16 protein-coding genes and 1 riboswitch are annotated in these 21533 nt (G+C 72.3%); of the genes, 5 read left to right on the top strand and 11 right to left on the bottom strand.

What is annotated here, in order from left to right; translation table 11 throughout:
• A partial coding sequence (locus ACFC1F_RS35705) for a hypothetical protein (RefSeq protein WP_376164765.1) occupies positions 1-209 on the bottom strand: 209 nt, incomplete at its 3' end.
• Between the two features lie 97 nt (positions 210-306).
• A riboswitch (cobalamin riboswitch) is annotated at positions 307-465 on the bottom strand.
• Between the two features lie 172 nt (positions 466-637).
• Here ACFC1F_RS35705 and ACFC1F_RS35700 point away from each other — a divergent pair.
• Positions 638-1912, top strand: a complete 1275-nt coding sequence (locus ACFC1F_RS35700; protein WP_376164763.1) for a phenylacetate--CoA ligase family protein — start codon at positions 638-640, stop codon at positions 1910-1912.
• A gap of 61 nt (positions 1913-1973) precedes the next feature.
• Here ACFC1F_RS35700 and ACFC1F_RS35695 read toward each other — a convergent pair whose 3' ends face one another.
• Genes ACFC1F_RS35695 through ACFC1F_RS35685 form a run of 3 tightly spaced genes read right to left on the bottom strand, consistent with a single transcriptional unit; the run spans position 1974 to position 6924 of the window.
• On the bottom strand, positions 1974-4616 hold the full coding sequence (locus ACFC1F_RS35695; protein WP_376164761.1) for an acyl-CoA reductase: 2643 nt from the start codon (positions 4614-4616) through the stop codon (positions 1974-1976).
• A complete protein-coding gene (locus tag ACFC1F_RS35690) occupies positions 4613-5791 on the bottom strand; it encodes an acyl-protein synthase (protein WP_376164759.1) in 1179 nt (392 codons plus the stop codon). The genes ACFC1F_RS35695 and ACFC1F_RS35690 overlap by 4 nt, the downstream gene beginning before the upstream one ends.
• Positions 5788-6924, bottom strand: a complete 1137-nt coding sequence (locus ACFC1F_RS35685; RefSeq protein WP_376164757.1) for a GNAT family N-acetyltransferase — start codon at positions 6922-6924, stop codon at positions 5788-5790. Before ACFC1F_RS35685 ends, ACFC1F_RS35690 begins: the two co-directional genes overlap by 4 nt.
• A 785-nt stretch (positions 6925-7709) precedes the next feature.
• Between ACFC1F_RS35685 and ACFC1F_RS35680 the strand changes: the two genes are divergently transcribed.
• Together ACFC1F_RS35680 and ACFC1F_RS35675 are read left to right on the top strand one after the other, a co-directional pair.
• A complete protein-coding gene (locus ACFC1F_RS35680) occupies positions 7710-8159 on the top strand; it encodes a hypothetical protein (RefSeq protein ID WP_376164755.1) in 450 nt (149 codons plus the stop codon).
• Positions 8160-8537: 378 nt separating this feature from the next.
• Positions 8538-8864: a MazG-like family protein gene (locus tag ACFC1F_RS35675; RefSeq protein ID WP_376164753.1), complete on the top strand. Its 327-nt coding sequence runs from the start codon at positions 8538-8540 to the stop codon at positions 8862-8864.
• Positions 8865-9065: 201 nt separating this feature from the next.
• Here the strand turns inward: ACFC1F_RS35675 and ACFC1F_RS35670 are convergent, their stop codons facing one another.
• The 7 genes from ACFC1F_RS35670 to ACFC1F_RS35640 form a co-directional block, all read right to left on the bottom strand.
• A complete protein-coding gene (locus ACFC1F_RS35670; protein WP_376164751.1) occupies positions 9066-9962 on the bottom strand; it encodes a carbohydrate ABC transporter permease in 897 nt (298 codons plus the stop codon).
• Positions 9963-9992: 30 nt separating this feature from the next.
• Positions 9993-10940: a carbohydrate ABC transporter permease gene (locus ACFC1F_RS35665; RefSeq protein WP_376164749.1), complete on the bottom strand. Its 948-nt coding sequence runs from the start codon at positions 10938-10940 to the stop codon at positions 9993-9995.
• On the bottom strand, positions 10937-12217 hold the full coding sequence (locus ACFC1F_RS35660; protein WP_376164747.1) for an ABC transporter substrate-binding protein: 1281 nt from the start codon (positions 12215-12217) through the stop codon (positions 10937-10939). The genes ACFC1F_RS35665 and ACFC1F_RS35660 overlap by 4 nt, the downstream gene beginning before the upstream one ends.
• A 76-nt stretch (positions 12218-12293) precedes the next feature.
• The gene (locus ACFC1F_RS35655; protein WP_376164745.1) at positions 12294-14537 is read right to left on the bottom strand and encodes a glycoside hydrolase family 95-like protein; all 2244 of its coding nucleotides are present in this window, start codon (positions 14535-14537) and stop codon (positions 12294-12296) included.
• Between the two features lie 62 nt (positions 14538-14599).
• On the bottom strand, positions 14600-15379 hold the full coding sequence (locus ACFC1F_RS35650) for an SDR family oxidoreductase (protein WP_376164743.1): 780 nt from the start codon (positions 15377-15379) through the stop codon (positions 14600-14602).
• Positions 15376-16416 carry a zinc-binding dehydrogenase gene (locus ACFC1F_RS35645; RefSeq protein WP_376164766.1) on the bottom strand — a complete coding sequence of 347 codons (1041 nt, stop codon included), beginning with the start codon at positions 16414-16416 and terminating at the stop codon, positions 15376-15378. The genes ACFC1F_RS35650 and ACFC1F_RS35645 overlap by 4 nt, the downstream gene beginning before the upstream one ends.
• Positions 16417-16568: 152 nt before the next feature.
• Positions 16569-17876 (bottom strand): enolase C-terminal domain-like protein, encoded by a 1308-nt coding sequence (locus tag ACFC1F_RS35640; protein WP_376164741.1) that lies wholly within the window; start codon positions 17874-17876, stop codon positions 16569-16571.
• Between the two features lie 292 nt (positions 17877-18168).
• Here ACFC1F_RS35640 and ACFC1F_RS35635 point away from each other — a divergent pair, with 292 nt between their 5' ends.
• Both ACFC1F_RS35635 and ACFC1F_RS35630 read left to right on the top strand, forming a co-directional pair.
• Positions 18169-18903 carry a FadR/GntR family transcriptional regulator gene (locus ACFC1F_RS35635; protein WP_376164740.1) on the top strand — a complete coding sequence of 245 codons (735 nt, stop codon included), beginning with the start codon at positions 18169-18171 and terminating at the stop codon, positions 18901-18903.
• Positions 18904-19276: 373 nt separating this feature from the next.
• Positions 19277-21533: glycoside hydrolase family 97 catalytic domain-containing protein (locus ACFC1F_RS35630; protein WP_376164738.1), on the top strand; the 2257-nt coding region annotated here is incomplete at its 3' end.

Genomic DNA, 21533 nt, shown 5'->3' with positions numbered 1-21533 from the left:
GTCCGGGACGACGCCGCGTCGGCGGGTGCGGCGTGGGCGGCAGGTGCGGCATGGGCGGCAGGTGCGGCATGGGCGGCAGGTGCGGCATGGGCGGCAGGTGCGGCATGGGCTGCGGGCGCGGCATGGGCTGCGGTGGCCGCGGGGAGCGCGGTGGCGAGCGCCAGGGCGGGTATCGCGAGCAGACCGAGAGTGCGGCGGGGCGTGGGCATGGGGTGCCTTTCCGGGCCTGGACGCAGGGGCCCGGAGGGCGTCGGCAACGGCCGGGCAGCCCTCGGAGCTCCGGCCCGCAGACCACGACGGGAGGAGGGGTGACAAACCTCCGCCGACGGGTACTCGGGCTCGCCGCCGACGTGGTGTCGGCGGCCTACCGTTGCGGGTCAGCGCCGGATTCGGACCGGACTTCCCCCATCGGCGGAGTCAGAACATGACGGTTCATCATGGCGAAACGGAAAAGATCCGGTCAAGGGATGGTGCGTCACATCACGGTGCTCGCCGCCATCATCCGTGCCACCCGGCACCGAACCGTCCGGCTGCGCCGCGGTGGCCCCTGGGGCCCGGCCGGGTGGCGCAACCGGCGGGGACCGATGGCCGCACCCGGCGCGGGCGAGGCATTTGTACAGGTCTAGACTCATATGATGTGACTAACACTCAGATATCCGACCTGATCCGCCATGTACGGGAGAACTCCCCCTTCTACCGCGACCTCTACGCCGGCCTCCCGGACGACCTGACCAGCCCCGCCGACCCCACCGGCCTCACCGCACTGCCGCTGACCGACCACACCGCCTACTGGGCGGCCCACGGCATCGACCGCAGCCGGGTGCTCACCGGACCGCACGACGACGGGATCGTCTTCAAGACCGGCGGCACCACCGGGGCGCCGCGCGTGTCCATGTACACCCGCGCGGAGTGGCGCCGCATGAGCCGGACGTTCGGCGGCGGCCTGCCGGCCGCCGGGCTGCGGGCCGGGGACCGGGTCGCCAACCTGTTCTACGCCGGGGAGCTCTACTCCAGCTTCGTCTTCACCCTCAACTGCCTGCAGGAGGCACCCGTCCCCACGGTCCAGCTGCCGATCGGCGGTGCCGCGCCGCTGGACGCCACCATCCAGGCCCTGCGCGACTTCTCCGCAACCGTGGTCGCCGCGCCGCCCACGTCGCTGTGCCGGCTGGCCCGCGAGGTCGTCGACACCGTCGGGACCCTGCCGGACGTCCGCGTCGCGCTCTTCGCCGGCGAGGCCTGCTACCCGGACCAGGTGGCACTGCTCACCACCGCCTTCCCCCACGTGAGCGTCCGGTCGATCGGTTACGCCAGCGTGGACGCGGGCGTCCTGGCCGGTCCGGTGGCCGGGGAACCGGACAGCCGGGTGCACGAGGTCTTCACGGCGGACAAGGTGGTGGAGCTGCTCGACCCGGAGACCGGCGAGCCGGTCGAGGAGGAGGGCCGGCCCGGCCGCGTGGTCGCCACCGATCTGGTCCGTCGCCTGATGCCGGTGATCCGCTACCCGGTCGGCGACCTCGCCGAGTGGGTCGACTTCCCCCGGCGCCGCCTGCGGCTGCTGGGGCGCTCGGAGGAGGGCGCCCGGGTCGGGGTGGTCACCGTCTACCTGGAGGACCTGCGCGCCCTGCTGGCCGCGGCCGGCGGGGACGGCCCGGTCGTCGGCCATCAGGTGGTCCTGCGGCACCGGGCCGAGCGGGACGAGCTGGTACTGCGGCTCGCCGCTCCCGGCGGGGAGGATCCCGCCCTGGCACGGGAGTTGACCGCCCGTCTCGGAGCGACCCGGCCGATGTTCGCCGACCACGTCCGCAGGGGACTGATCCACCCGCTGGCCTTCGAATGGGTCGCCCCGGACGGCCTCGCGGTCAACTCCCGTACCGGCAAGCTGATCCGTCTCCTCGACGAGCGGATGGGGTAGCTCCCGCAGCATCCGTGGTGCGGTGCTGCGGGAGCCACGGGCCGGCAGCCGCCCCCGTCCCCTAGCGGTTGCGGGCCCGGCGGTCGACGACGGCGAGGAGCTTGCCGCTGGCGGCCGTCCGCTCGAAGTCCTCGGCGGGGGCGTGCTCCACGGACAGCTCCACCAGACGGTCGCGCACCACGGCGGCGGCCAGGTCCGGGTAGGCGTCGAGGAACTCCCGTACCGCGTCCGGCTGTTCGCCCGCACCCAGGCCTCCGCCGGGGCGCGGCCGTCCACCCGGGCGCGGGTCCCCGCCCGCGTCCGGGTGCGAGCGGTCCGCCTCCAGGCGGACGGTCAGCGTCTCCCGGGCGCTGTGCTCGTCCTCGTCGAGGAGCAGCTGGAGGGCTCCGTGGTGGTCCAGCCGCTCCTCGGCCGCCAGCACGAAGCGACGGTAGTTGAGGAAGTGGCTGCCGCTGCGGAAGATGTCGCCGAAGCGGCCGAGGAGTTCGAACCGCGGGGTGCGCCGCCCGCAGGGGCAGGCGCCGTCCACCCAGCGGCCGAGGTCGCCGATCTCGTAGCGGTCCAGGCGCTGGCCGCGCCTGCTGTGCGCGGTGAAGACCAGCCTCCCGGCCTCGCCCGGATCGGCCGGGCGGTCCTCCTCCAGGTCGAGGATCTCCAGTGTCTGGAGTCCGCTGAACAGGTGGTGCACCCGTCCCCCGGCGTCCGGGCACTGGTAGCCCAGCGGGCCGGCGTCGACACTGCCGTACGCGGCCGAGCGGATCAGCTCGACGCCGAACTCCTCACGCAGCCACGTCTGCTGGCGCTCGGGGAAGTGCTCTCCGCCGTAGAAGAGCTTGCGCACCCCGCGGTACCCGCGGAGCACGTCCGCGCCCTCGGTGAAGACCCGCAGCAGGTAGTTCGGCATGCCGAAGAGGGTGTCCACCCGGTGCTCGACGATCGAGCGGGCGACGGCCGCGTGGTCGTCCTGGGCGGCCATGGGGAACTGCACCGCGCGCAGGTTCTCCAGGACCGAGTAGAAGCTCAGGAAGCCGCCGTAGAGCTGGCCTCCGAAGAAGAGGTTCATCGCCCGGTCGGTGCGCGGGTCGAAGCCCGCCGCCAGCACCCCCTCGGCCCCGTGCCGCATGTGCTCGTGGTAGTCGTCCCAGCTGAAGGCCGACAGCTTGGGCGCGCCGGAGCTGCCCCCGCTGCGGAAGAACACCTCGGCCCGGCCGAGGTCGCCCTGCAGCTGTTCGAAGTCGGTCTTCGCGGTCACCGGCACCGGCGGGGGCGTGAGCTCCCGGGCGCCGACCAGGTCGTCGAGGCAGGCGTCGGAGGCGAAGCGGGCGTCCAGCTGGACGTCCACCCGGCGGCTGTAGCGCTGCAGCGCGTACACGCCGTCGTGCGGCTCGCCGTCGTAGCTGTCCAGCATCCGCCCGGGGACGGTGACCCGCTGGACCCCGGCGGCCAGGACCGCCCCGGCCAGCTCGGCGGTGTCGCGGCGGGAGGCGCCGATGCCGGCGGTCTGCAGGTAGCGGCGCATCGGGCGCAGCACCTCGCCGATCCGCTTGCGCGGCAGTGGCTTGACCCAGACGGTCCGGTGCAGCGGCGAGGCCCGCAGGGCGACGCGGGTGTCGGCCAGGACGTGCCAGCGGGCGGCGGGGTCGGCGTGCACCTTGGTGAGGCCCAGGTGCTCCTCCAGCCGGGCCACCAGCACGGTGTTGGTGATCTCGGCGCTCTCCAGCAGCTCCGGCTCGGCCGCGGCGGGCGGCTGGGCCGCGAGGACGGCGGCGAAGCGCTCGGCGAAGGCGAAGAGCCGGTCCTGGTCCTCGGTGTCGAGGTAGATCACCTGGGGGCTGGCGCAGGCCTGCTGCTCCAGGCGGCAGATGTCCTGCGCGATGCCCGCGAGCACCTCGGGATCGGACCAGGCGTCGGCGGTGAGGTAGGCGAAGGAGAGCTTGGGGCCCCAGTCGACCAGCCGGCAGCCGGGCGGGGTGAGGGCGGCGATGGCGTTCACCGCCTCCTCCCCGCCCCAGGCGGCGACCGCGTCGGCAGCGCCGCAGAGCCGGGCCAGCCAGTCGGTGCGGGACGAGGGGAAGCCCAGCACCACGGTGCGCGCCGCGATGGCGCCGGTCGGGTCGAGCGCGGCCAGGTCGGCGAGCAGGGCGTGGGTGAAGCGGCTCCCGCCGCTGGTCTTGACGATGTTGAGGTTGCCCGCGAGCAGGCCCTCGACCACGCTGAGCGCCCCGGCGGCGGGGGCATTGCCCGGGGCGATGTGCACCAGCAGGCCGACCGGCAGCCAGCCCTCGAAGATCTCCCGGCGGAAGTCGAAGCGGGCCAGCCGTCCGGGGTCGATCCCGCCGAGCTCGCGGGTGACCTTGGTCTCCAGGGCCTCGCGGCCGAGCGCCTCGGTGAGGTCGTGCAGGGTGCGATCGCGCTCCGCGGGGCCGACGCCCGAGTCGTCGAGCAGCCGGGCGAGCCGGCGGTGCTGCTCGCTCGCGGGGTCGGCGAGGACGCCGGCGATCCGGTCGCAGGCGGCGAGCACGGTCAGCGGGCTGAGCGGGACGGCGAGGGCCTCGGTGGCGCAGGTGTCGAGCTCCGCGAGGCGTCGCCCGGCTTCGGTGTCGTCGACCCAGGTGCCCTGCCAGTAGTGCCGGTCGGGGATCGCGTCGGGCGCCGCGTCGGGCGTCGCGTCGGGCGTCGTGTCGGGCGTCGTGGGGCTGGTCATGAGGCCTTCTCGGTCTTGAGGAGTTCGGCGGCGGCGATGGCGCAGCTGCGGTTGCGGCTGAGGCCGGCCCGGCCGTGCACGGTGAACCAGGGGGTGGGAAGTGCGCAGCCGCACTCCTCGGGCGCGTGCTGGGTGACCAGGTCGCCCATGAGGACGGACTGGGCGGGCACCGAGGTGATGTACGGCGAGACGAACTGCGCGTAGCCCGGCTCGCCGTACGGCAGCGGTGTCAGGTCGCGCACCGAGCGGACCAGCATCCGGGCCCAGACCGGCACGTGCAGCCGGTGGTTGGGGCACTCCATGTGCAGGACGGAGTGTTCGGCGGCGCCGAAGCCGTCGCGGATCCGGTCGTCCGGGATGCCCAGCTGATCGTGGATCCGCCGGTAGAGCTCGGGCTTGGCGACCTGCTGGTCCGCGTGGCCCTTCCAGCCGCCGCCGAAGACGACCAGCGAGCGCGGGGAGAGCTCCAGCGGGCCGATGCCCAGGTCGCGCATCCGGTCCAGGGTGAAGGAGAGGAAGGCGGGGAAGCCGAGGATCCGCACCGGGGCGCCCTCCTCGGCGTAGCGGATCAGGGTGCGGACGCAGCCGAAGGGGTCGAACTCGTGGGCGCTGCCGGTGTGCTTGAGGGCGTACTCGACCGAGCGGACCGGGGCGAAGTGGCACAGGTACTCGTCGGTGAACGAGGTGCCGAGGTTGAGGCCGGGCCGCGGCTGGTAGTTGGAGAGCAGGTAGTTGACCGGCTCCCGCTCGTCGATCCAGCCGTAGTGGTCGAAGACCCGGGCCACCATGCGCTGGCCGTTGCGCAGGGTGAACTCGTCGAAGAACATCTGCGACCTCTGGCCGGTGGTGCCGGAGGAGGTGAGGTGCAGCAGGACGTCTTCGCGGGGCAGCGAGAGGATCTCGTGGGCCTTGAAGAAGTTGGCGTGGACGAAGGGGAGCCGGTCGAGTTCCTCGATGCCGTCGAGCGGGCGTCCGCCACCCGGGGCGGCCTTGAGCAGCCGGTCGAAGAACGGGGACCTGGCCGCGTGCCAGGCGTTGGACTCGTTCATGGCCGCGGTGAAGAGGCGGTCCGTGGCGGGGCCGGCCTGGTACGGCTCGGCGATGTCGCAGAGCTGCTGTACGTGGGCCAGCGCATCGGCGTCGGGTACCGCGACCGGGCGCAGGTACTGGTTCATCGGAATATCCCGTTGGTGTTGAGGTTCTGGTGCTTCCACAGTTCGATGTACTGCTCGGCGAACGGCTGGAAGGCGGTGTCGATGGACAGGCCGCGGAAGTCGAGCGGCTGAAGGGTGCGGGCCATCACCACGTGGTCGCGGAAGCCGTTCTCCTCGCGGCGCATCGCCGGGTAGGCGGCCACCGGCAGGAAGCCGTTCGCGAGCAGCAGCCGCAGGTTCTCGTAACTGTCCAGCGGCACCAGGGTTTCGAGGTAGCTGGCGCCGTGGGCGGCGAGCTTCTGGGTGATGGTGTCCAGGTCGTCGCCGACCGCGGAGAGTCCGGGTTCGGCGCCGATCAGCGTGCAGTACCCGTCGGACGGACTGAGCTGCGCGTACAGCTCGTAGCCGCCGTCGGAGGGGGTGAGCAGGACGTTGGGGGTGTGGAAGGGGTAGAAGCACTGCCCGGGGTCGGGCAGGTGCCGGGCGAAGTGGCGGGCCACGAACTGTGGGGCGTCGACGAGTTCGAGCCCCCGGCCGGTGCCCGTGGCCGGTACCGGCAGCGGCTCGTCGGAAAGCTCCGGCCTCGGATGCGGGCCCGGGACGGCGTCCAGGGCCAGCATCAGACCGCCCAGGGCCTGCGGGACGCGCGCCACCGGAAGGCGCTGCTCGAGCACGCCCTCGCGGTGGCGCGCCAGCAGCACCATGGTCTCGTGCCGTGCGGCCTTGCGCAGGTTCGGCAGGACGCCGAGCGCCCGGAACCCGGCCTGCAGACAGATCCTTTGCGGCGCGGTGGAGTTGGTACGGGCGGTCGAGTACAGCGAATCGGCCGGCCGATCACCGCCGAGCATGGCCTCGCTGAGCTGCTGGACGGCCAGGTGGCCCGCGCCGAGGCCTCGGGCGTCCGGGTGGATCACCAGGCCCTGGAGCTTGCCGAGGCGGGCGGCAGGGTCGAGGGTTCCGACGATCGAGCCGACGAGCCGGCCGCGGCCTGGCTCACGGGCGACCAGCCAGGTGGTCTGCGGAGAGCTGATCTCGCTCGCCATCACCTCGGGATCGGTCCCGAGCGGGAGTGCGTACGCACTCCCGTAGACCTCTCGGTACAGCATGAGCAACGCGTCGACGTCATCGGGACGCGCCAGGGAATAGTTGAGCACCGGGTTGCCTCCCCCCACGAAGGCGGTACGTCCACGGATCGGCGCGGACGCGACATGGAAGAAACGAATTCACGCCCGACTTCACGCCCGACGACGAATGCCCGGATTCGGGCAGCGTCGTACGGCGGACCGGACAGGTCCGCAAGAGCAGCGTCGGGCACGAACGAAGGAGTGCAGTCACTTTGGGTTGACTGCCCATCACACTAACCCGACCTCGGCGTCACGAAGTCCCCCTCGCGGGAGGTCGACGCCGAGTCGGCAGGCAGGACAAGGGGTTCACCAGATCGGTGCGACAAGGATCACAGGCCATTCAGAAGCAGCGGTGATGGTTCGCCAAAACTCCTCTGATGGATCGTCAAATATGTACGAATTTCAACGACCGAATTGATCCGACCACCGACAAGCGGCGATTCCCGGACCGGATCGGAGAACTGTCACGTGCTGGGGCCGAAGTGGCCGCCGAGCCCTTTGTGAACGGTGATGGAGCCCGGTATCCGTCGGACCTCGCGGACGAGCGGTGGGCACCTCGGACCGTCGCATCGAGGCGGCGCCCCGGCCGGAGATCGCCCTGAGGGCACTCGCAGCGTCCAGGACGCACTGCGCTCAGGTGGTCGTACTCCGCCGAACGGGCGATCACGGCGCGGACACGGCAGACGGGCGAGGCAGTCGACCCTAGCGTGAGCCCGGGCACCTCGGGCCGAGGCCGCAGCGGGGTGGCCCGTCCGGGTCCGCGTCGTCGACGCGCGGACCACTCTGTCTCTGAACCCCTGTTTCCTGGAGGGAACATGAGTAGCGTAGTGGAATACGAGTTGAAGCTCGACTGGGTGCGGATCGACGACGTCAGCGAGGACTCCGACGACCCCGTGGGCGAGGTCTACGGCAAGATCCTGCTGGACGACCTGACCCTGTGGAACCCCTCCTACGAGAACGCCTTCGGGAACAAGCGCTCGGACATCGCGGGCATGCGGGCGGGCGAGTTCTTCAAGCTTCCCGCGGACCGGTCCTCGCGGAGGCACTTCGACGAGGATGCCCTGAACCAGTCCGCCGCCTTCCGCCTGCAGATCCGGTTGATGGAGAAGGACGACTGGAACTCGGACGACAAGATCGCCACGGTCGACGAGGAGATCCGTCCCGATCTGGGCGAGCTCAACGGCAAGACGAGCCTGAGCGCGGAGAAGACCGCCTCGGACGACGGCAAGATCACCTACCGGTACACGCTCACGCGGATCGGCTGACCGAGTAGTACCGAGGCCGGCCGGGATCACCGTCTCCGCCCCGGACCCGTAGGGAGGGTGTCCAGCTTCGGGTCGTGAGGACCGAAGAGCTGGACACCCTCCTGACGGCCCTCCACGCGCCGTCAGTGCCCGGCTCTTCGACACGAGCCGGATCACCACCATCAGCCGCGCCGCCTCCGGCAACCCGCGAGAGGCCGTCGCCCCGCACTCTCGACTCCCACTGGTGAAGACCGCAGCCGCCGGCCCGGCATCGCCGAGGAGGTGACCATCGCCTGCACGGAGGCACCTTCCCGCTCCGGCAGGAAATCGAAAAGACCCAGGCTCGCCGGGAACCGCCCGGCTTGATCGACCCCTTCGAACACGGGCAGGATCCTCCCCATGGAAGAGATCTGGGATGTCGTCAACTCCCTTGCGGCAAAGCTCGATTCACACTTCGACCGCAGCGACGAGCAGCGCTGGGCCGTACAGGCCCTCAAGCTCCAGGAGGAGGCCGGGGAGGTCGCCGAGGCCGTCATCGGGGCGCTCGGCGCCAACCCCCGGAAAGGCCACTCCCACGACTGGGACGACGTGCGCAAGGAGACCTGCGACGTGGCCCTGTCCGCCCTGGTGATGCTCGCCCGGATGGGCGGCGACCCCCGCAGGTTCTTCGAGGAGCACCTCCGGGCGGTCGCCACCCGCGACACGAAGGACGTCACTCGTACCTGACCTGCCGGCCACCGAGGACGAAACAGGTCGAGCGGTGGGCCGACCCGCGGCGGCCGGCCTCCGGCCGACCCCGTGCTGCGCGCAGACCGGGGAGCCCTTCCGGTGATCGGATTCAGCGCCCGTCGAGCCCGGGCACCTGCGGCTCGCGCGCGGCGCCCGGGTCGGGTGCGGGGCGCGGGCCGGTCGGGCCGGGCGTCTCGCTCATTTGCCGGCCCCCATGGTGATCCCCTCGGTGAGGCGGCGGCCGAGCCACGCGTAGAGACCGACCATCGGCAGGATCGAGATCGCCACCCCGGCGAACAGGGCGCCGAAGTCCGCGCCCGTGAACTGCTGTTGCTGGAAGTAGTTCAGCAGGGCGAGCGGCAGGGTGAAGCGGTCGTCGGTCTGGATGAACATCAGCGCCAGCAGGGTCTCGTTCCAGATCCCCATCGCGTTCAGGAGTGTCGCCGTCACCAGCCCGCCGCGCGCGAGCGGCAGCATGATCCGCCAGAACGTCATCGCCGCCGACACCCCGTCGAGGGCCGCCGCCTCCTCCAGTTCGGCCGGGAGCGAGGCGAAGAAGGCCGTCAGCAGGAAGACCGTGAACGGCAGCGAGGTCACGACGTACAGCACGAACAGGCCGAACAGGCTGTCGATCAGTCCGAGCCGGTTCATCAGCGCGTACAGCGGCAGCACCATCACCTGGACGGGGATGCCGAGGCCGAGCACGAAGTACAGGCTGAGGCCGTTCGACACCCGGCCGGGCCGTCGGCCGAGCACGTAGGCGGCCGGTCCCGCGACGACGACGGTCACCGTGGACGCGGCGACCACCAGCAGGGCCGAGTTGGCGAAGGCGGGTCCGAAGCCGCCCTCGTTCCAGGCCGTCGACCAGTTCTCGAAGTGGAGCGTGCCGGGCAGGGACCACGGGTGCTCCATGACGTCCCGGCTGCTCTTGAGCGAGCTGATCAGCAGGTACCCGAAGGCGAACAGGCAGAAGCCGGTGAAGAGCCAGACGGCGGCCGTCCCGGGCAGCCGGGCGAGCGCCACGGCTGCGCGTCGCCGGCGGGTCCTGCGGGGCAGGGCCCGGTGCTCGTCCGTCCGGGTCGCGGCGGTGGTCATCGCTGGAACCTCTCGTCGAATCCTGGGGGGTCAGAACTGCAGGGCTTCCCGGCGCATCAGCCGCCGCAGCACGACCACCAGGACGGCGACGAACGCCAGCGTGGTGACGGCGGAGGCCGCGGCGTAGCCGAACTGGTTCAGCGGGGTGATGCCGCCGACGGTCTCGCCGTAGACGAACAGGGCGTTGTTCCACTGGTAGGTGGGCGGCAGGGCGCCCTGGTTCCCGCCGAAGGCGAGGATGAACTCGAAGATCTTGACCGAGGTGATGGTCCACAGCACCGCGGCGGCGGCGGTCACGTCCCAGGAGAGCGGCAGCGTGACGTGGCGGAAGCGCTGCCAGGCGTTGGCCCCGTCGAGCCGGGCCGCCTCGTAGTAGGACTCGGGGATCCGGTCGACCCCGGACATCAGGATGGTCACGTAGTAGCCGGTGTTGATCCAGACCAGCGCGATCAGGACGACGTTCGTCGTCCAGCCGGGCCGGAGCCACTCGACCGGGTCGGTCCCCAGCCGTCCCAGGGCCTGGTTGACCAGTCCGTCGAGGCTGAGCAGCGAGCCCCAGAAGATGGCCAGGACGACGGACGAGACGATGTGCGGCAGGAAGACGACCCCGCGGATCAGCTTGCGGCCGCGCATGTCACGGAGCATCAGCAGGAAGCCGAAGCTGAGGACGAAGACGACCCCGCCGACACCGAACACGATCTTCAGGGTGTTGCCGAAGGCGGAGCCGAACGCGGGGTCGTGCAGCAGCTGGGTGTAGTTCCGCAGGCCCGCCCAGCGTGGGGAGTTGATGCCGTCCCAGTCGGTGAGGCTGGTGTACATCGCGTACAGGGTCGGGCCGGTGAACAGGGCGGTGTACAGGGCCACCGCCGGCGCCACGAACGGTCCGAAGATCCGCCCGCGACGCCGTTCCAGCGGTGAGGCCAGGGTCGCGGTGGCAGTCGCGGTGGCGGTCGCGGTCGCGGTGGCGGTCGTGCTCACGGGTTGGCCTTCCAGTAGTCGACGGAGGCCTGCTTGGTCTGCGCGACGAACTCGTCGGCCGTCGTGACGCCCTGGATGAAGCGGACCACGTTCGGGGTGTACGCCTTGGTGGCCCAGGCGGCGTAGTCCACGAACAGCCGGGCCTGGTCGGCGTAGACCTCGTTGCCGTCGACGGCCCTGGCGACCGCGGCGAGTTCCGCGGGCGCCGGGATGTCCGTGCGCGGGGTGATGTTCAGGGCCTGGGTCGCGATGCCCGCGAGGCGGTCCCTGTTCATGAAGTACGCGATGAACTGCTGTGCCTCGGCCGCGTGCCCGGCGCTCCTGGGGACGGCGAACCCGAAGAAGTTGACGCCGACCGCGGTGTTGCCGCCGTCGATCGCGGGGAGCTGGAAGTTGCCGTACGTGAAGCCCGCGGAGATGTTGGGCCGGCTCTCGCCGGGGACCCAGGTGCCGTTGAGGTACAGGGCCGCCTTCCCCTGGGCCCAGCTGGTCTGCGCCCCGGTGCCCTGGGTGGACTCGTAGCCCCTGATGAAGTAGTTCCGGCGCAGCTGCTCGACCTTCCCGGCGGCGGCGCGCACGCGCGGGTCGTCCCAGGCGGCACCGCTGCGGTCGGCGGCGAGCGCGCGCAGGCCCTCGGTGCCGAGCTGGCGCTGCAGGGTGAGCAGGGTCCAGTACGGGTCGTTGCTGGGCAGGGCGATCGGGGCGACGCCGGTCGCCTTGATCGCGTCGAGCTTCGCGACCAGCTCCTCCCAGTTCTTCGGCGGGGCGGCGGCGAGGTCCGGGTACGCGGCGGCGTTGAACCAGACGCCCTCGGTGGCGACCGAGTACGGCACCATGAACGGCTTGCCGTTGCGGTCGTTGAGGTAGGTCTTGTACTTGTCCGGGATCACCTCGCCGACGGTCGTGCTCTCGCCCGGGATCCGCGCGGCGTAGACGGGCGTCAGGTCGGCGCTCTGGTCGGCGGCGACCAGGGCGCCGAGCGCGTTGACCGAGTTGTCGACCAGGTCGGCCGCGGCGCCGCTCTTGAGGGTGGGGGTGATCTTCTGGATGACCTGGCGGCCCTGCCACTGGATGGTCACCTTGATGCCGGTGTCCTTGGTGAACTGCCGGGCGGCCGCCTGGATGACCTTGGCCTGCGGCTCGTTCTGGTTCCACATCGACCAGTAGGTGAAGGAGGCACCGGTGTCACCGCTGCCGCAGCCGGCGAGCAGGCCCGAGGCGAGCACGACCGCCGCGGCGGTGGCGAGGAGGCGTCTGGTACGGAGGTGCGTGGCCATGTCCGAAGTCCCGTTCCGTCGAGGGATGAGATGAGTCGGGTGCGAGATGAGGCGTGAGGTCAAGGGAGGCGTGAGGTCAGGGGAGGTCCGGGGCCGCGGGCAGGCCCCAGCGGAAGGCGGGGCTGGCCGGGACGGGCTCCACGGTCAGGTCCGGGCGGTCCCCGGCCGCGGTGACCAGGCACTCGGCGCCCGCGGGCAGGGTGATCTCCAGCAGCCCGTCCGGGCGCTGCTTCCAGCCGGTCGGGCCGGGCACGCCGGTGATCGCACCGACCTCCGGCGGCCCGGCCAGGCGGCCCGGCGCGACCAGGCAGGGCTCCCCCGCCGCGCTGTGCACCCGGATCCAGCGGGTGAGACCGCCGCGGCGGCAGGCGCTGACCCGGAAGGCGCCCTCGGCGACCAGGTCGTGCACCGTGACGTCGGGCCAGGCGTCCGGTACGGCCGGGAGGATCCGCAGGACGCCGCCCCAGCTCTGCAGCAGCAGGTCGTGCAGACTCTGCGCGCCGGACAGCGGGGTCTCGACGACCGGACCGGTCTCGGCGTACATGGTGTTCGGCCGGACGTAGCCGTCCAGCAGCTCGTGGAGCCGGCGCAGCGCCTCGTCGCCGTCGCCGAGGAGTGCGTACATCGAGGCGCCGCCGGTGAGGCTGTAGCCCTGGAGCTCACCGGTCAGGCCGAGCCAGTGGTCCAGGCTCCGCCGCAGCAGGGAGCGGTTGGCGGGGCGGGACAGGTCGAGCTGGTGCAGGGGGTGGAACCAGAGCACGTGCGAGTAGTGCCGGTGGGAGCTGGTCAGCCGCAGGTCCCGGCCGATCCACAGGCCTTCGTCGGCGTCCTGCGGCGGTGCGGTGAGGCGGTCGAGCACGTGCTGCCAGGTGGGGGCGAGCGGGTCCGGGATCCCGAGCCGCGCGGTCGCGTCCAGCAGGGTCCGGCAGCCCCAGTGCAGCAGCGCGAGGTCGTAGTTGCAGTCGCCGGTGGTCCCGTACTCCGGGGAGTAGGTGGCCGGCAGGTGCAGCACGCCGTCCTCGTCGGGGGTGAGGAAGTGGAGGTAGTAGTTGACGGCCCGGCGCAGCAGCGGGACGACGGTGTCGCGCAGGTACGGTTCGTCCATCGTGTGGCGGTGGGCGAGCCACGCGGTGTGCAGGGCCCAGGTCAGGTTGCCGACCTCGGGGAGGGTTTCGGTCCGCCCCGGAACGCCGGCCGGTTCGCTGCGCAGGTCGTCCTGGCTGGAGCGCCCGAGCACCAGGGAGTCGCCGCGGTAGGCCTCCGGCGTGGAGGCGAGCAGGCCCGGTGTGCCGTGCTCCAGTGCCGTGCGCAGGGAGTCGAGTTCGGGGTGCCCGGAGGCGTTGATCGGCCAGTACTCCAGCTGGACGTTGAGGTTCCACCAGGCGGCGGGCCAGGGGGTGTGCTCCAGCCAGGGGCCGTGGGTGGCCAGGACGGGCCGGTCGGCGCGGGTGGCGCAGGCCAGTTTGTAGAGCTGGATCCAGTAGAAGCCCTGCAGCCGGGCGTCGGGGACGGAGAGGAAGCTCCGGGGGTAGTAGGCGTGCCACCAGCTGCGGTGGGTCGCGGTGAGCTGTCCGGTGCCCGTCCGGCCGGCCTCGGTCAGGGTGGCGTCGGCGCTGCGGCTCGCGGAGGGGTCGGTGGCGCTGTGGGCGACCGTGCAGAGCAGGGTGGTGCCGTCCGGTCCGGTCGTGGTCCGCCAACGGGTCTCGGTGCGGCCCCCGCAGGCGAGGTCCTGGACGCAGCTGCCGCCGTCGGGTGCGGTGGTGGTCACCGGTGGCGGGTTGTCCTTCAGGCCGGCCGGCCGCTGCTCGGGGTAGAACACCTCGCGGGGCGGGACGGCCGGGGCGGGGGTGAAGCTCCAGGAGACCTGTTCGGCGCCGTCCCGTGGACAGCAGCGGACGATCAGCAGGTCGCGCTCGGCGTGGACGAGCGCGGTGAGCGCGATCGTCCCGCGGGTCGTGGAGACGGTGCCGTCGAGTTCGGCGTCCCAGAGCGAGAGCCGGAGGTCCACGCCGGTCACCTCGCCCAGGGTCCGCAGCGTCAGGTGGCCGATCGGCAGCCGGGTGCCGCCCCAGAGCGGCCCGCCCGCGTCCTGGTGGTCCCGGACCCGGCTGTCGCCGAGGACGAACCGGAGCCGGGTGTCCCCCTCCGTCCGGCGTACGGAGGCGGCCAGGCCGCCGTTGCCGAGGAACGGACCGTCGTAGAAGCTGCCGGGGACGGCCTGCCAGACGGGGTCGAGCGTGCTCAGGAAGTCCCGCCAGCCGGATCCGGCGGCGAGGCGGTCGTCCAGCGGCGGGTGGTCGGGGGGCTGGGGGCCGGTCATGGCTGATCCGTTTCGATGCGGGGCCGGCGGCGGCGCCGGTGGGTGGTGGTGTGCGCGGGCCGTCATCGGCCCAGCCAGCCGCCGTCGACGGGCAGCAGGGTGCCGTGGACGTAGTCGGAGGCGGGTGCGGCGAGGAAGACCACCGCGCCGGCGATGTCGTCCGGTGCGGCCCAACGGCCCGCCGGGATGCGGTCGAGGATCGCCGCGTTGCGGGTGGGGTCCTCGCGCAGGGCCCGGGTGTTGTCGGTGGCGACGTAGCCGGGGACGACCGCGTTGACGTTGACGCCGCGCGCCGCCCACTCGTTGGCGAGCGCCCGGGTGAGGCCGGCGATGCCGGACTTGGCGGCGGCGTAGCCGGGCACGGTGATCCCGCCCTGGTAGCTGAGCAGCGAGGCGGTGAACACGATCTTGCCGGAGCCGCGGGCGAGCATCCGCCGGCCGACCTCGCGGGTGAGGACGAACTGGCTGCTCAGGTCGACGGCCAGGACGTGGTCCCAGTCGTGGTCGCCGTGCTCGGCGGCCGGCGCCCGCGCGATGGTGCCGGCGTTGTTGACCAGGATGTCCACCGGCCTTGCCAGTGAGGCGAGTTCGGCGCCGAGGGCGGTGACGGCGGCCCGGTCGGCGAAGTCGGCGCGCAGGGTCAGGCACTGCCGGCCGAGCGCCGTCACGCGCTCGGCGACCTCGCTGCCGGAGGGCTCCAGGTTGGCGCTGACGGCGACGATGTCCGCGCCGGCGGCGGCCAGCGCCTCGGCCATGGCCAGGCCGAGGCCGCGCCGGGCGCCGGTGACGACGGCGAGCCGCCCGGTCAGGTCGAAGAGCCGCCGGTGTCCGGGGGTGGTCATGCCTGCTCCGTCCCGGTGGCGGGCCGGCAGTCGATCAGGACCTTCATCGCACCACCGCCGGAGTCCAGGGCGGCGAGGGCGGCGTCCGCGCGGGCGAGCGGTTCGATCCGGGAGACGAGGGCGTCGACGGGGAGGTCCCCGGCCGCGAGCAGGCGGGCGGCCTCCTCGAAGTCCTCACGCAGGTAGAGCCGGGCCCCGACGAGGGTGAGCTCACGCCAGAAGAAGCGGTGCAGGTCGACCGCACGGGGCACGGCGTGGATGGCGACCAGGACCAGCCGCCCGCGGACACCGAGACAGCCCACGGCTGTGGTCACGCCGTCGGCGGCGCCGGAGACCTCGAACACCACCTCGGCGCCCGCGCCGCCGGTCCGGGCCCCGACCTCGGCGACGACGTCGGCGGCCGAGGGGTCCAGGCAGACCAGGCCGAGCCGCTCCGCGACGGACCGCCGGTGGGCGTCGGGTTCGACCACCAGGACGTCCGCTCCGGCGCGGCGGGCGACGAGGGCGATCAGCACGCCGATCGGGCCTCCGCCGACGACGGCGGCCCGCTCGCCGGCGGCCAGCCCGGAGCGGCGCACGTCGTGGACGGCGACGGCGGTGGGTTCGACGAGCGCGCCGTGGTCGAGGCGCAGCCCGTCCGGGAGCCGGACCAGGAGGTCGGCCGGGACGGTCCAGCTGTTCTGCATGGCCCCCTCGGAGTCGATGCCGAGGAAGCCGAGGTGGTGGCAGAGGTGGGTGTGGCCGGCGGCGCAGGCGGGGCAGCGGCCGCAGGTGACCGTGGGCATCACGGTGACGTGCTCGCCGACCCGCCAACCGGTGACGCCGGCGCCGAGTTCGGCGATCCGGCCGGACATCTCGTGTCCCAGGACGGCGGGCGGCCGGACGCGGGCGGCCATGGCGCCGTGCAGGACGTGCAGGTCCGTACCGCAGATGCCGGTGTAGGCGACGTCGATGCGGACCTGTCCGGCGGCGGGCGGTACGGGGTCACAGCGTCGGACCAGCACGGTCCGGTCGCCGGTGTAGGTGGCCTGGTGCATCAGGATCTCCAGGAGGGTCGACAACGGGGTGGGTGGATGGGTGAGGCCGGCTCAGGCCGTGCGGTGGGCGGGCCGGTAGACACGCAGGGCGTCGGACGGCACGCGCGACCTGCACGGGCGGCCGGCGCGGGCGGCCGGGTCAGGCGGCCGGGTCAGGCGGTGGCCGGCTGCCGCGCCCAGACCGGCCCGTCGGGGTAGAGGTGGTCGGCCGCCGACGCGGGGTGCATTTGGGCGCCGAGGCCGGGGACGCTGGGCGCGGTGTAGCGGCCGCGCTCGACGCGGACCGGGACGGTGAAGTGCTCGTGGAGGTGGTCGACGTACTCGATGACGCGGTCCTCGGTGCTGCCGCTGACGGCCACGAAGTCGAACATCGCCAGGTGCTGGACCATCTCGCACAGTCCGACGCCACCGGCGTGCGGGCAGACCGGCACGCCGAACTTGGCGGCGAGCAGCAGGATCGCGACGTTCTCGGTGACGCCGGCGACGCGGCTGGCGTCCAGCTGGAGGACGTCGATGGCGCCAGCCTGGAGGAGCTGCTTGAACATCACCTGGTTGTGGCAGTGCTCCCCGGTGGCCACCTTGACCGGGGCGACGGCGGCGCGGATCCGGGCGTGGCCGAGGATGTCGTCCGGCGAGGTCGGCTCCTCGATCCAGTAGGGGGCGAACTCCTGGAGCGGTTCCATCCGTTCGATCGCCTGCCCGACCCCCCAGGCCTGGTTGGCGTCGATCGCGATCCGGACGTCCGGCCCGACCGCCTGCCGGGCGAGCCGCAGCCGGCGCAGGTCGTCCGCCGGGTCGGCCCCCACCTTGAGCTTGATCTGGGTGAAGCCCTCCGCGACCGCCTCCTCGCACAGCCTGACCAGCTTCTCGTCGTCGTAGCCGAGCCAGCCGGGCGTGGTGGTGTAGGCGGGGTAGCCGTGGTCGAGCAGGTGGCGCCGGCGCTCGGCCCGGCCGGGTTCGGCGCGGCGCAGGATCTCCAGGGCCTCCGCCGGGGTGAGCGCGTCGCGCAGGTAGCGGAAGTCGACGAGTGCGACGAGCTCCTCCGGGCTCAGCTCGGAGAGCAGCTGCCAGACGGGCTTGCCGACGCGCCGGCCGTAGAGGTCCCACATGGCGTTGACGATCGCCGCGGCGGCCATGTGGATCGCCCCCTTCTCCGGTCCCAGCCACCGCAGTTGGCCGTCCCCGGTGAGGCGCCGGGAGAAGCCGCCGAGGTCGGCGAGGGTGGCCTCGACCGGCAGTCCGGTGACCAGCGGGGCGAGCGCGCGGACGGCGGCCACCTGGACGTCGTTGCCGCGGCCCACGGTGAACGCCAGGCCGTGGCCCTCCTCGCCCGTGCTCGTGCGGACGGTCACGTAGGCGGCCGAGTAGTCCGGTTCGGGGTTGAGCGCGTCGGAGCCGTCGCGCTCGCGGGAGGTGGGGAAGCGCACGTCCAGCGCTTCGACACCGATGATGCGGTTCATGACCGAGGCCTTTCGAGGCGTCATGGGTGCATGCGGAAGGTTGTCGATCGGCACAGCGACCGCCGAGACATGGGATGTACTTTTGAGCACAGGCGCACCGCCTGTCCAGACTCCCGTCCAGGGAAATGACAAACTCCCAGGTGAGCTACGGGAATTGCTTCACTGGCTCGAGCAAGTTCGTTCAACGGGAGAAGAATTGATGGGATGTCCCCTAGGCTGAGTGCACCCGCCCGGACGCTCCACGGCATGCTCGTGCGGTGCACCCACCGGCCGTCACCCGAGGAGCCCGCAGTTGTCACTGACCGACATGGCCATCGCTCGGATCCGCGAACTGATCCGCTCGGGCGCGCTGCCGCCCGGATCCAAACTTCCGCCCGAGCAGCAGCTCGCCGCCGACCTGGGACTGTCGCGCAATCTGATGCGCGAGGCCGTCAAGGCGCTCGCCGTGGCCCGGGTCCTGGAGGTCCGACGCGGTGACGGAACGTACGTGACCAGCCTGGCCCCCGGCGTACTCCTGGAGAACCTCGCCAGCGCCGTGGAACTCCTCACCGGGGAAACCCTGTTGGAGCTCACCGAGACCCGCAGGCTCCTCGAACCGGCCGCCACCGCACTCGCGGCGACCCGGATCGACGACGCGGCCCTCACCAAGCTGGCCGGCCACCTCGACGCGATGCGGGCGTCACGGCACAGCCCCGAACAACTCAACCTGCACGATGCCGCCTTCCACCGCACGATCGTCGCCGCCACCGGCAACGAGACGCTGACCACACTGCTGGAGGGGATCTCCAGCCGCACGCTGCGCGCCCGCGTCTGGCGCGGTCTGGTCGACGGCCGCGCCGCCGACCAGGCCATCACCGAGCACGAGGCGATCCACCGGGCGCTCGCCGCCCGGGATGCGCCGCTGGCCCAGGCCGCCGCCCTGATGCACGTCACCACCACGGAGAACTGGTTGCGGGCGAACCTCCATCGACCGGAGGAAGGCCAACGGGTCGGCAGCTCGTCGGAGGTCGCCCGGACGCTGCCCTGACCCCCGCCCGGGTCGAGATCACGAAGCATCATATGCGATATACGACTTGGCCTGCCAGGGACTTGCACCCCCGTTCCCCCGGCCCGGCCGGACTACGCACCGTTCACGCAGGAATCGACGCCCTCGCAACCCAACCGTGGCCGACCGTGACCTCGCGCCGCCGGACCCACCGTGACGGAATGACACCTCGACAGGATCCGAGCCGGCCTGACGTGCCGTCACGCCCGGAGCCGAAGCGCGCCGCACACGCCGCTTCCCTGCCCGTCCGCCACTGCGGCGCGCACCACCGCAGCAGGTACCCGCGGCCCCACCCCGCCCGTCCACCCGGGCGAGCGCCGCCGGTACCTGCGACCGACCGAGGAAAGAGACCTCCTTGAACCGCACCACCGGACGCGACCTCGTCGTCGCGGCCACCCTGCTGGCCCTGACGACCGGCCTCTGCACCGCGACCGCGGGCCCGGCCGCCGCCGCGACCCCCGGCAGCTGGACCTCAGTCCAACCCGGCGCCACCCCGGGCGGCTGCGACGGTGTGCGCGCCACCGTCGCACTGGACCCGGGCGGCACGCCCACCCTCGGGGCCACCTGGGACTGCCGGCCGGTCCTGAGCCCCGCCCCGATCGGACTGGTCACCACCACCACCGACTTCAGCACCGGCCTGGACTTCGTCAGCCGCTCCGACCGCACCGTCGAGGAGACCTACTCGACCACCACCGGGAACTCCCGGACCCGCACGCGCACCGCGACCGAGACCCGGCTGGTCCTCGCCAGGGGCGCCGAGCGGATCACCGTCCTGCTGCGGACCTCCCCGGACGGCGTGGCGCTGCGCTACGAACTCCCGGGCGGGGCCACCGTGCTGCGCGAGACCACCTCGTTCGACCTTCCGACGGACGCTCAGCTCAGCCGCGAGGCGTTCGGCGCCGCTCACGAGAGCGTGTACAGCACGTCGGCGGTGTCGGCGGTGGCGACCGGCGAGTACGGGATGAGCATGTTCGGGCAGCTCGGCAACGGGGCCCGCGTCCTGCTCTCGGAGTCCGGCGTCGACGGGGGCTACTCCGGCGGGCGTTTCACCCACACCCAGGGCAACGGCCGCTTCACGGTGAAGCTCGCGGATGCCCAGGTGGTCCGCACCGCCGCGTTCACCACCCCGTGGCGGGTCGCCGCGATCGGCAGCACGGCGACCGTCGTGGAGTCGACGCTGGAGGACGACGTCGCACCGCCGTCCAGGATCGCCGACACCTCGTGGATCAAGCCGGGCATCGCCGCCTGGCCCTGGTTCGACGGCGGGAGGGCCACCCAGTCCGACCTCACCAAGCTCAAGGCCTGGGCCGACTACGCCTCTTCCCAGGGCTGGCCCTACCTGCTGGTCGACGACGGCTGGAAGAACGTCACCTGGATGCCCGACCTGGTCTCCTACGCGCAGGCCCGCGGCGTGAACATCATGCTCTGGTACCACTGGCAGGACCTCGACACCGCGGCCGAGCGCGACGCCGAGTTCACCAAGCTCAACCGGTGGGGCGTCGCCGGGGTGAAGATGGACTTCATGGGCTCCGAGACCCAGGTGCGCCAGCAGTGGTACGACGCGGCGCTTGCCGACGCAGCCGACCACAGGCTGATGGTGGACCTGCACGGCTCCCGCCTCCCGGTCGGCGTCTACCGGACCTGGCCGAACGTCCTGACCATGGAGGCCGTGCGCGGCGAGGAGTACAGCACCAGTCGCACCATCGGCCACGTCACCGCCGTCCCCTTCACCCGCGGCGCGCTCGGCGCCACCGACTACTCGCCGATGAGCTTCCAGCGCTCCAACCCCGACAGCGACGGCGCCGAACTCGCCCTCGGCGTCCTCTACGAGAGCGCCCTCATGCTGCCCGGCGGCAAGGTCTCCGACTACAAGGCACGGCCCGAGGCGCAGCGCTGGATGCGGCAGCTGCCGACCGTGTGGGACGAGACCAGGTTCGTCCAGGGCGACCCGGTCGGCGGCGCGGTCGTCGCCCGCCGCAACGGCGACCGCTGGTTCGTCGGCGCCGTCACCGGCGGCGGCGCCGGGACCCTCGCGTACTCGACGTCCTTCCTGGGCAGCGGCAGCTGGCACGCCGAGATCACCACCGACGGGACCGGCGCTCTGGTCCGCACCAGCCGGGTGATCCGGGCCGGCGACACCCTGGAGGTCCCGAACGTCGCGCACGGCGGCCACGTCGTCACGCTCACCCGCGTCGCGAACCTGCCCGCCGGGTACCGGACCGTCGCGCTCGCGGGCACCGCCGACGCCCTCGCCGTCGACGGATCCGCCGGCGGCTGCAACGTGCCGGTCGTCCGGGCCCCGGGCGACGGCGGCGCCGGCCGGAGCTTCGAGCTGAGGCCGCTCGGCGACGGCTACGTCCGCATCGTCAACCGGGGCAGCGGCGAGGACGTGGTCGTCCAGGGTGCCTCGCGCGACGCCGGCGCCAAGGTCGTCCAGTGCGTCTACGCGACCGGGGAGAAGACCAACGACGAATGGCTCGCGGAGGACGCGGGCAACGGCCGGATCCGCCTCGGCAACCGTTACAGCGGCCTCTACCTGACCGCCCCCGCGACAGCGGGCGGTCAGTTCGAGCAGCGACCCCTCGATGGGTCCGGACGGCAACTGTTCACGG

This window comes from Kitasatospora sp. NPDC056181 (genome assembly GCF_042266225.1).
Taxonomy (GTDB): domain Bacteria; phylum Actinomycetota; class Actinomycetes; order Streptomycetales; family Streptomycetaceae; genus Kitasatospora.
This window is presented reverse-complemented; position numbering and strand designations above follow the sequence as displayed.

What these genes read in the sequence shown, in the direction of transcription:
- ACFC1F_RS35695 (WP_376164761.1), bottom strand. Translation starts at nt 4,616, where the DNA reads ATGACCAGCCCCACGACGCCCGACACGACGCCCGACGCGACGCCCGAC.
- ACFC1F_RS35690 (WP_376164759.1), bottom strand. Translation starts at nt 5,791, where the DNA reads ATGAACCAGTACCTGCGCCCGGTCGCGGTACCCGACGCCGATGCGCTG.
- ACFC1F_RS35680 (WP_376164755.1), top strand. Translation starts at nt 7,710, where the DNA reads ATGAGTAGCGTAGTGGAATACGAGTTGAAGCTCGACTGGGTGCGGATC.
- ACFC1F_RS35675 (WP_376164753.1), top strand. Translation starts at nt 8,538, where the DNA reads ATGGAAGAGATCTGGGATGTCGTCAACTCCCTTGCGGCAAAGCTCGAT.
- ACFC1F_RS35670 (WP_376164751.1), bottom strand. Translation starts at nt 9,962, where the DNA reads ATGACCACCGCCGCGACCCGGACGGACGAGCACCGGGCCCTGCCCCGC.
- ACFC1F_RS35660 (WP_376164747.1), bottom strand. Translation starts at nt 12,217, where the DNA reads ATGGCCACGCACCTCCGTACCAGACGCCTCCTCGCCACCGCCGCGGCG.
- ACFC1F_RS35655 (WP_376164745.1), bottom strand. Translation starts at nt 14,537, where the DNA reads ATGACCGGCCCCCAGCCCCCCGACCACCCGCCGCTGGACGACCGCCTC.
- ACFC1F_RS35650 (WP_376164743.1), bottom strand. Translation starts at nt 15,379, where the DNA reads ATGACCACCCCCGGACACCGGCGGCTCTTCGACCTGACCGGGCGGCTC.
- ACFC1F_RS35645 (WP_376164766.1), bottom strand. Translation starts at nt 16,416, where the DNA reads ATGCACCAGGCCACCTACACCGGCGACCGGACCGTGCTGGTCCGACGC.
- ACFC1F_RS35640 (WP_376164741.1), bottom strand. Translation starts at nt 17,876, where the DNA reads ATGAACCGCATCATCGGTGTCGAAGCGCTGGACGTGCGCTTCCCCACC.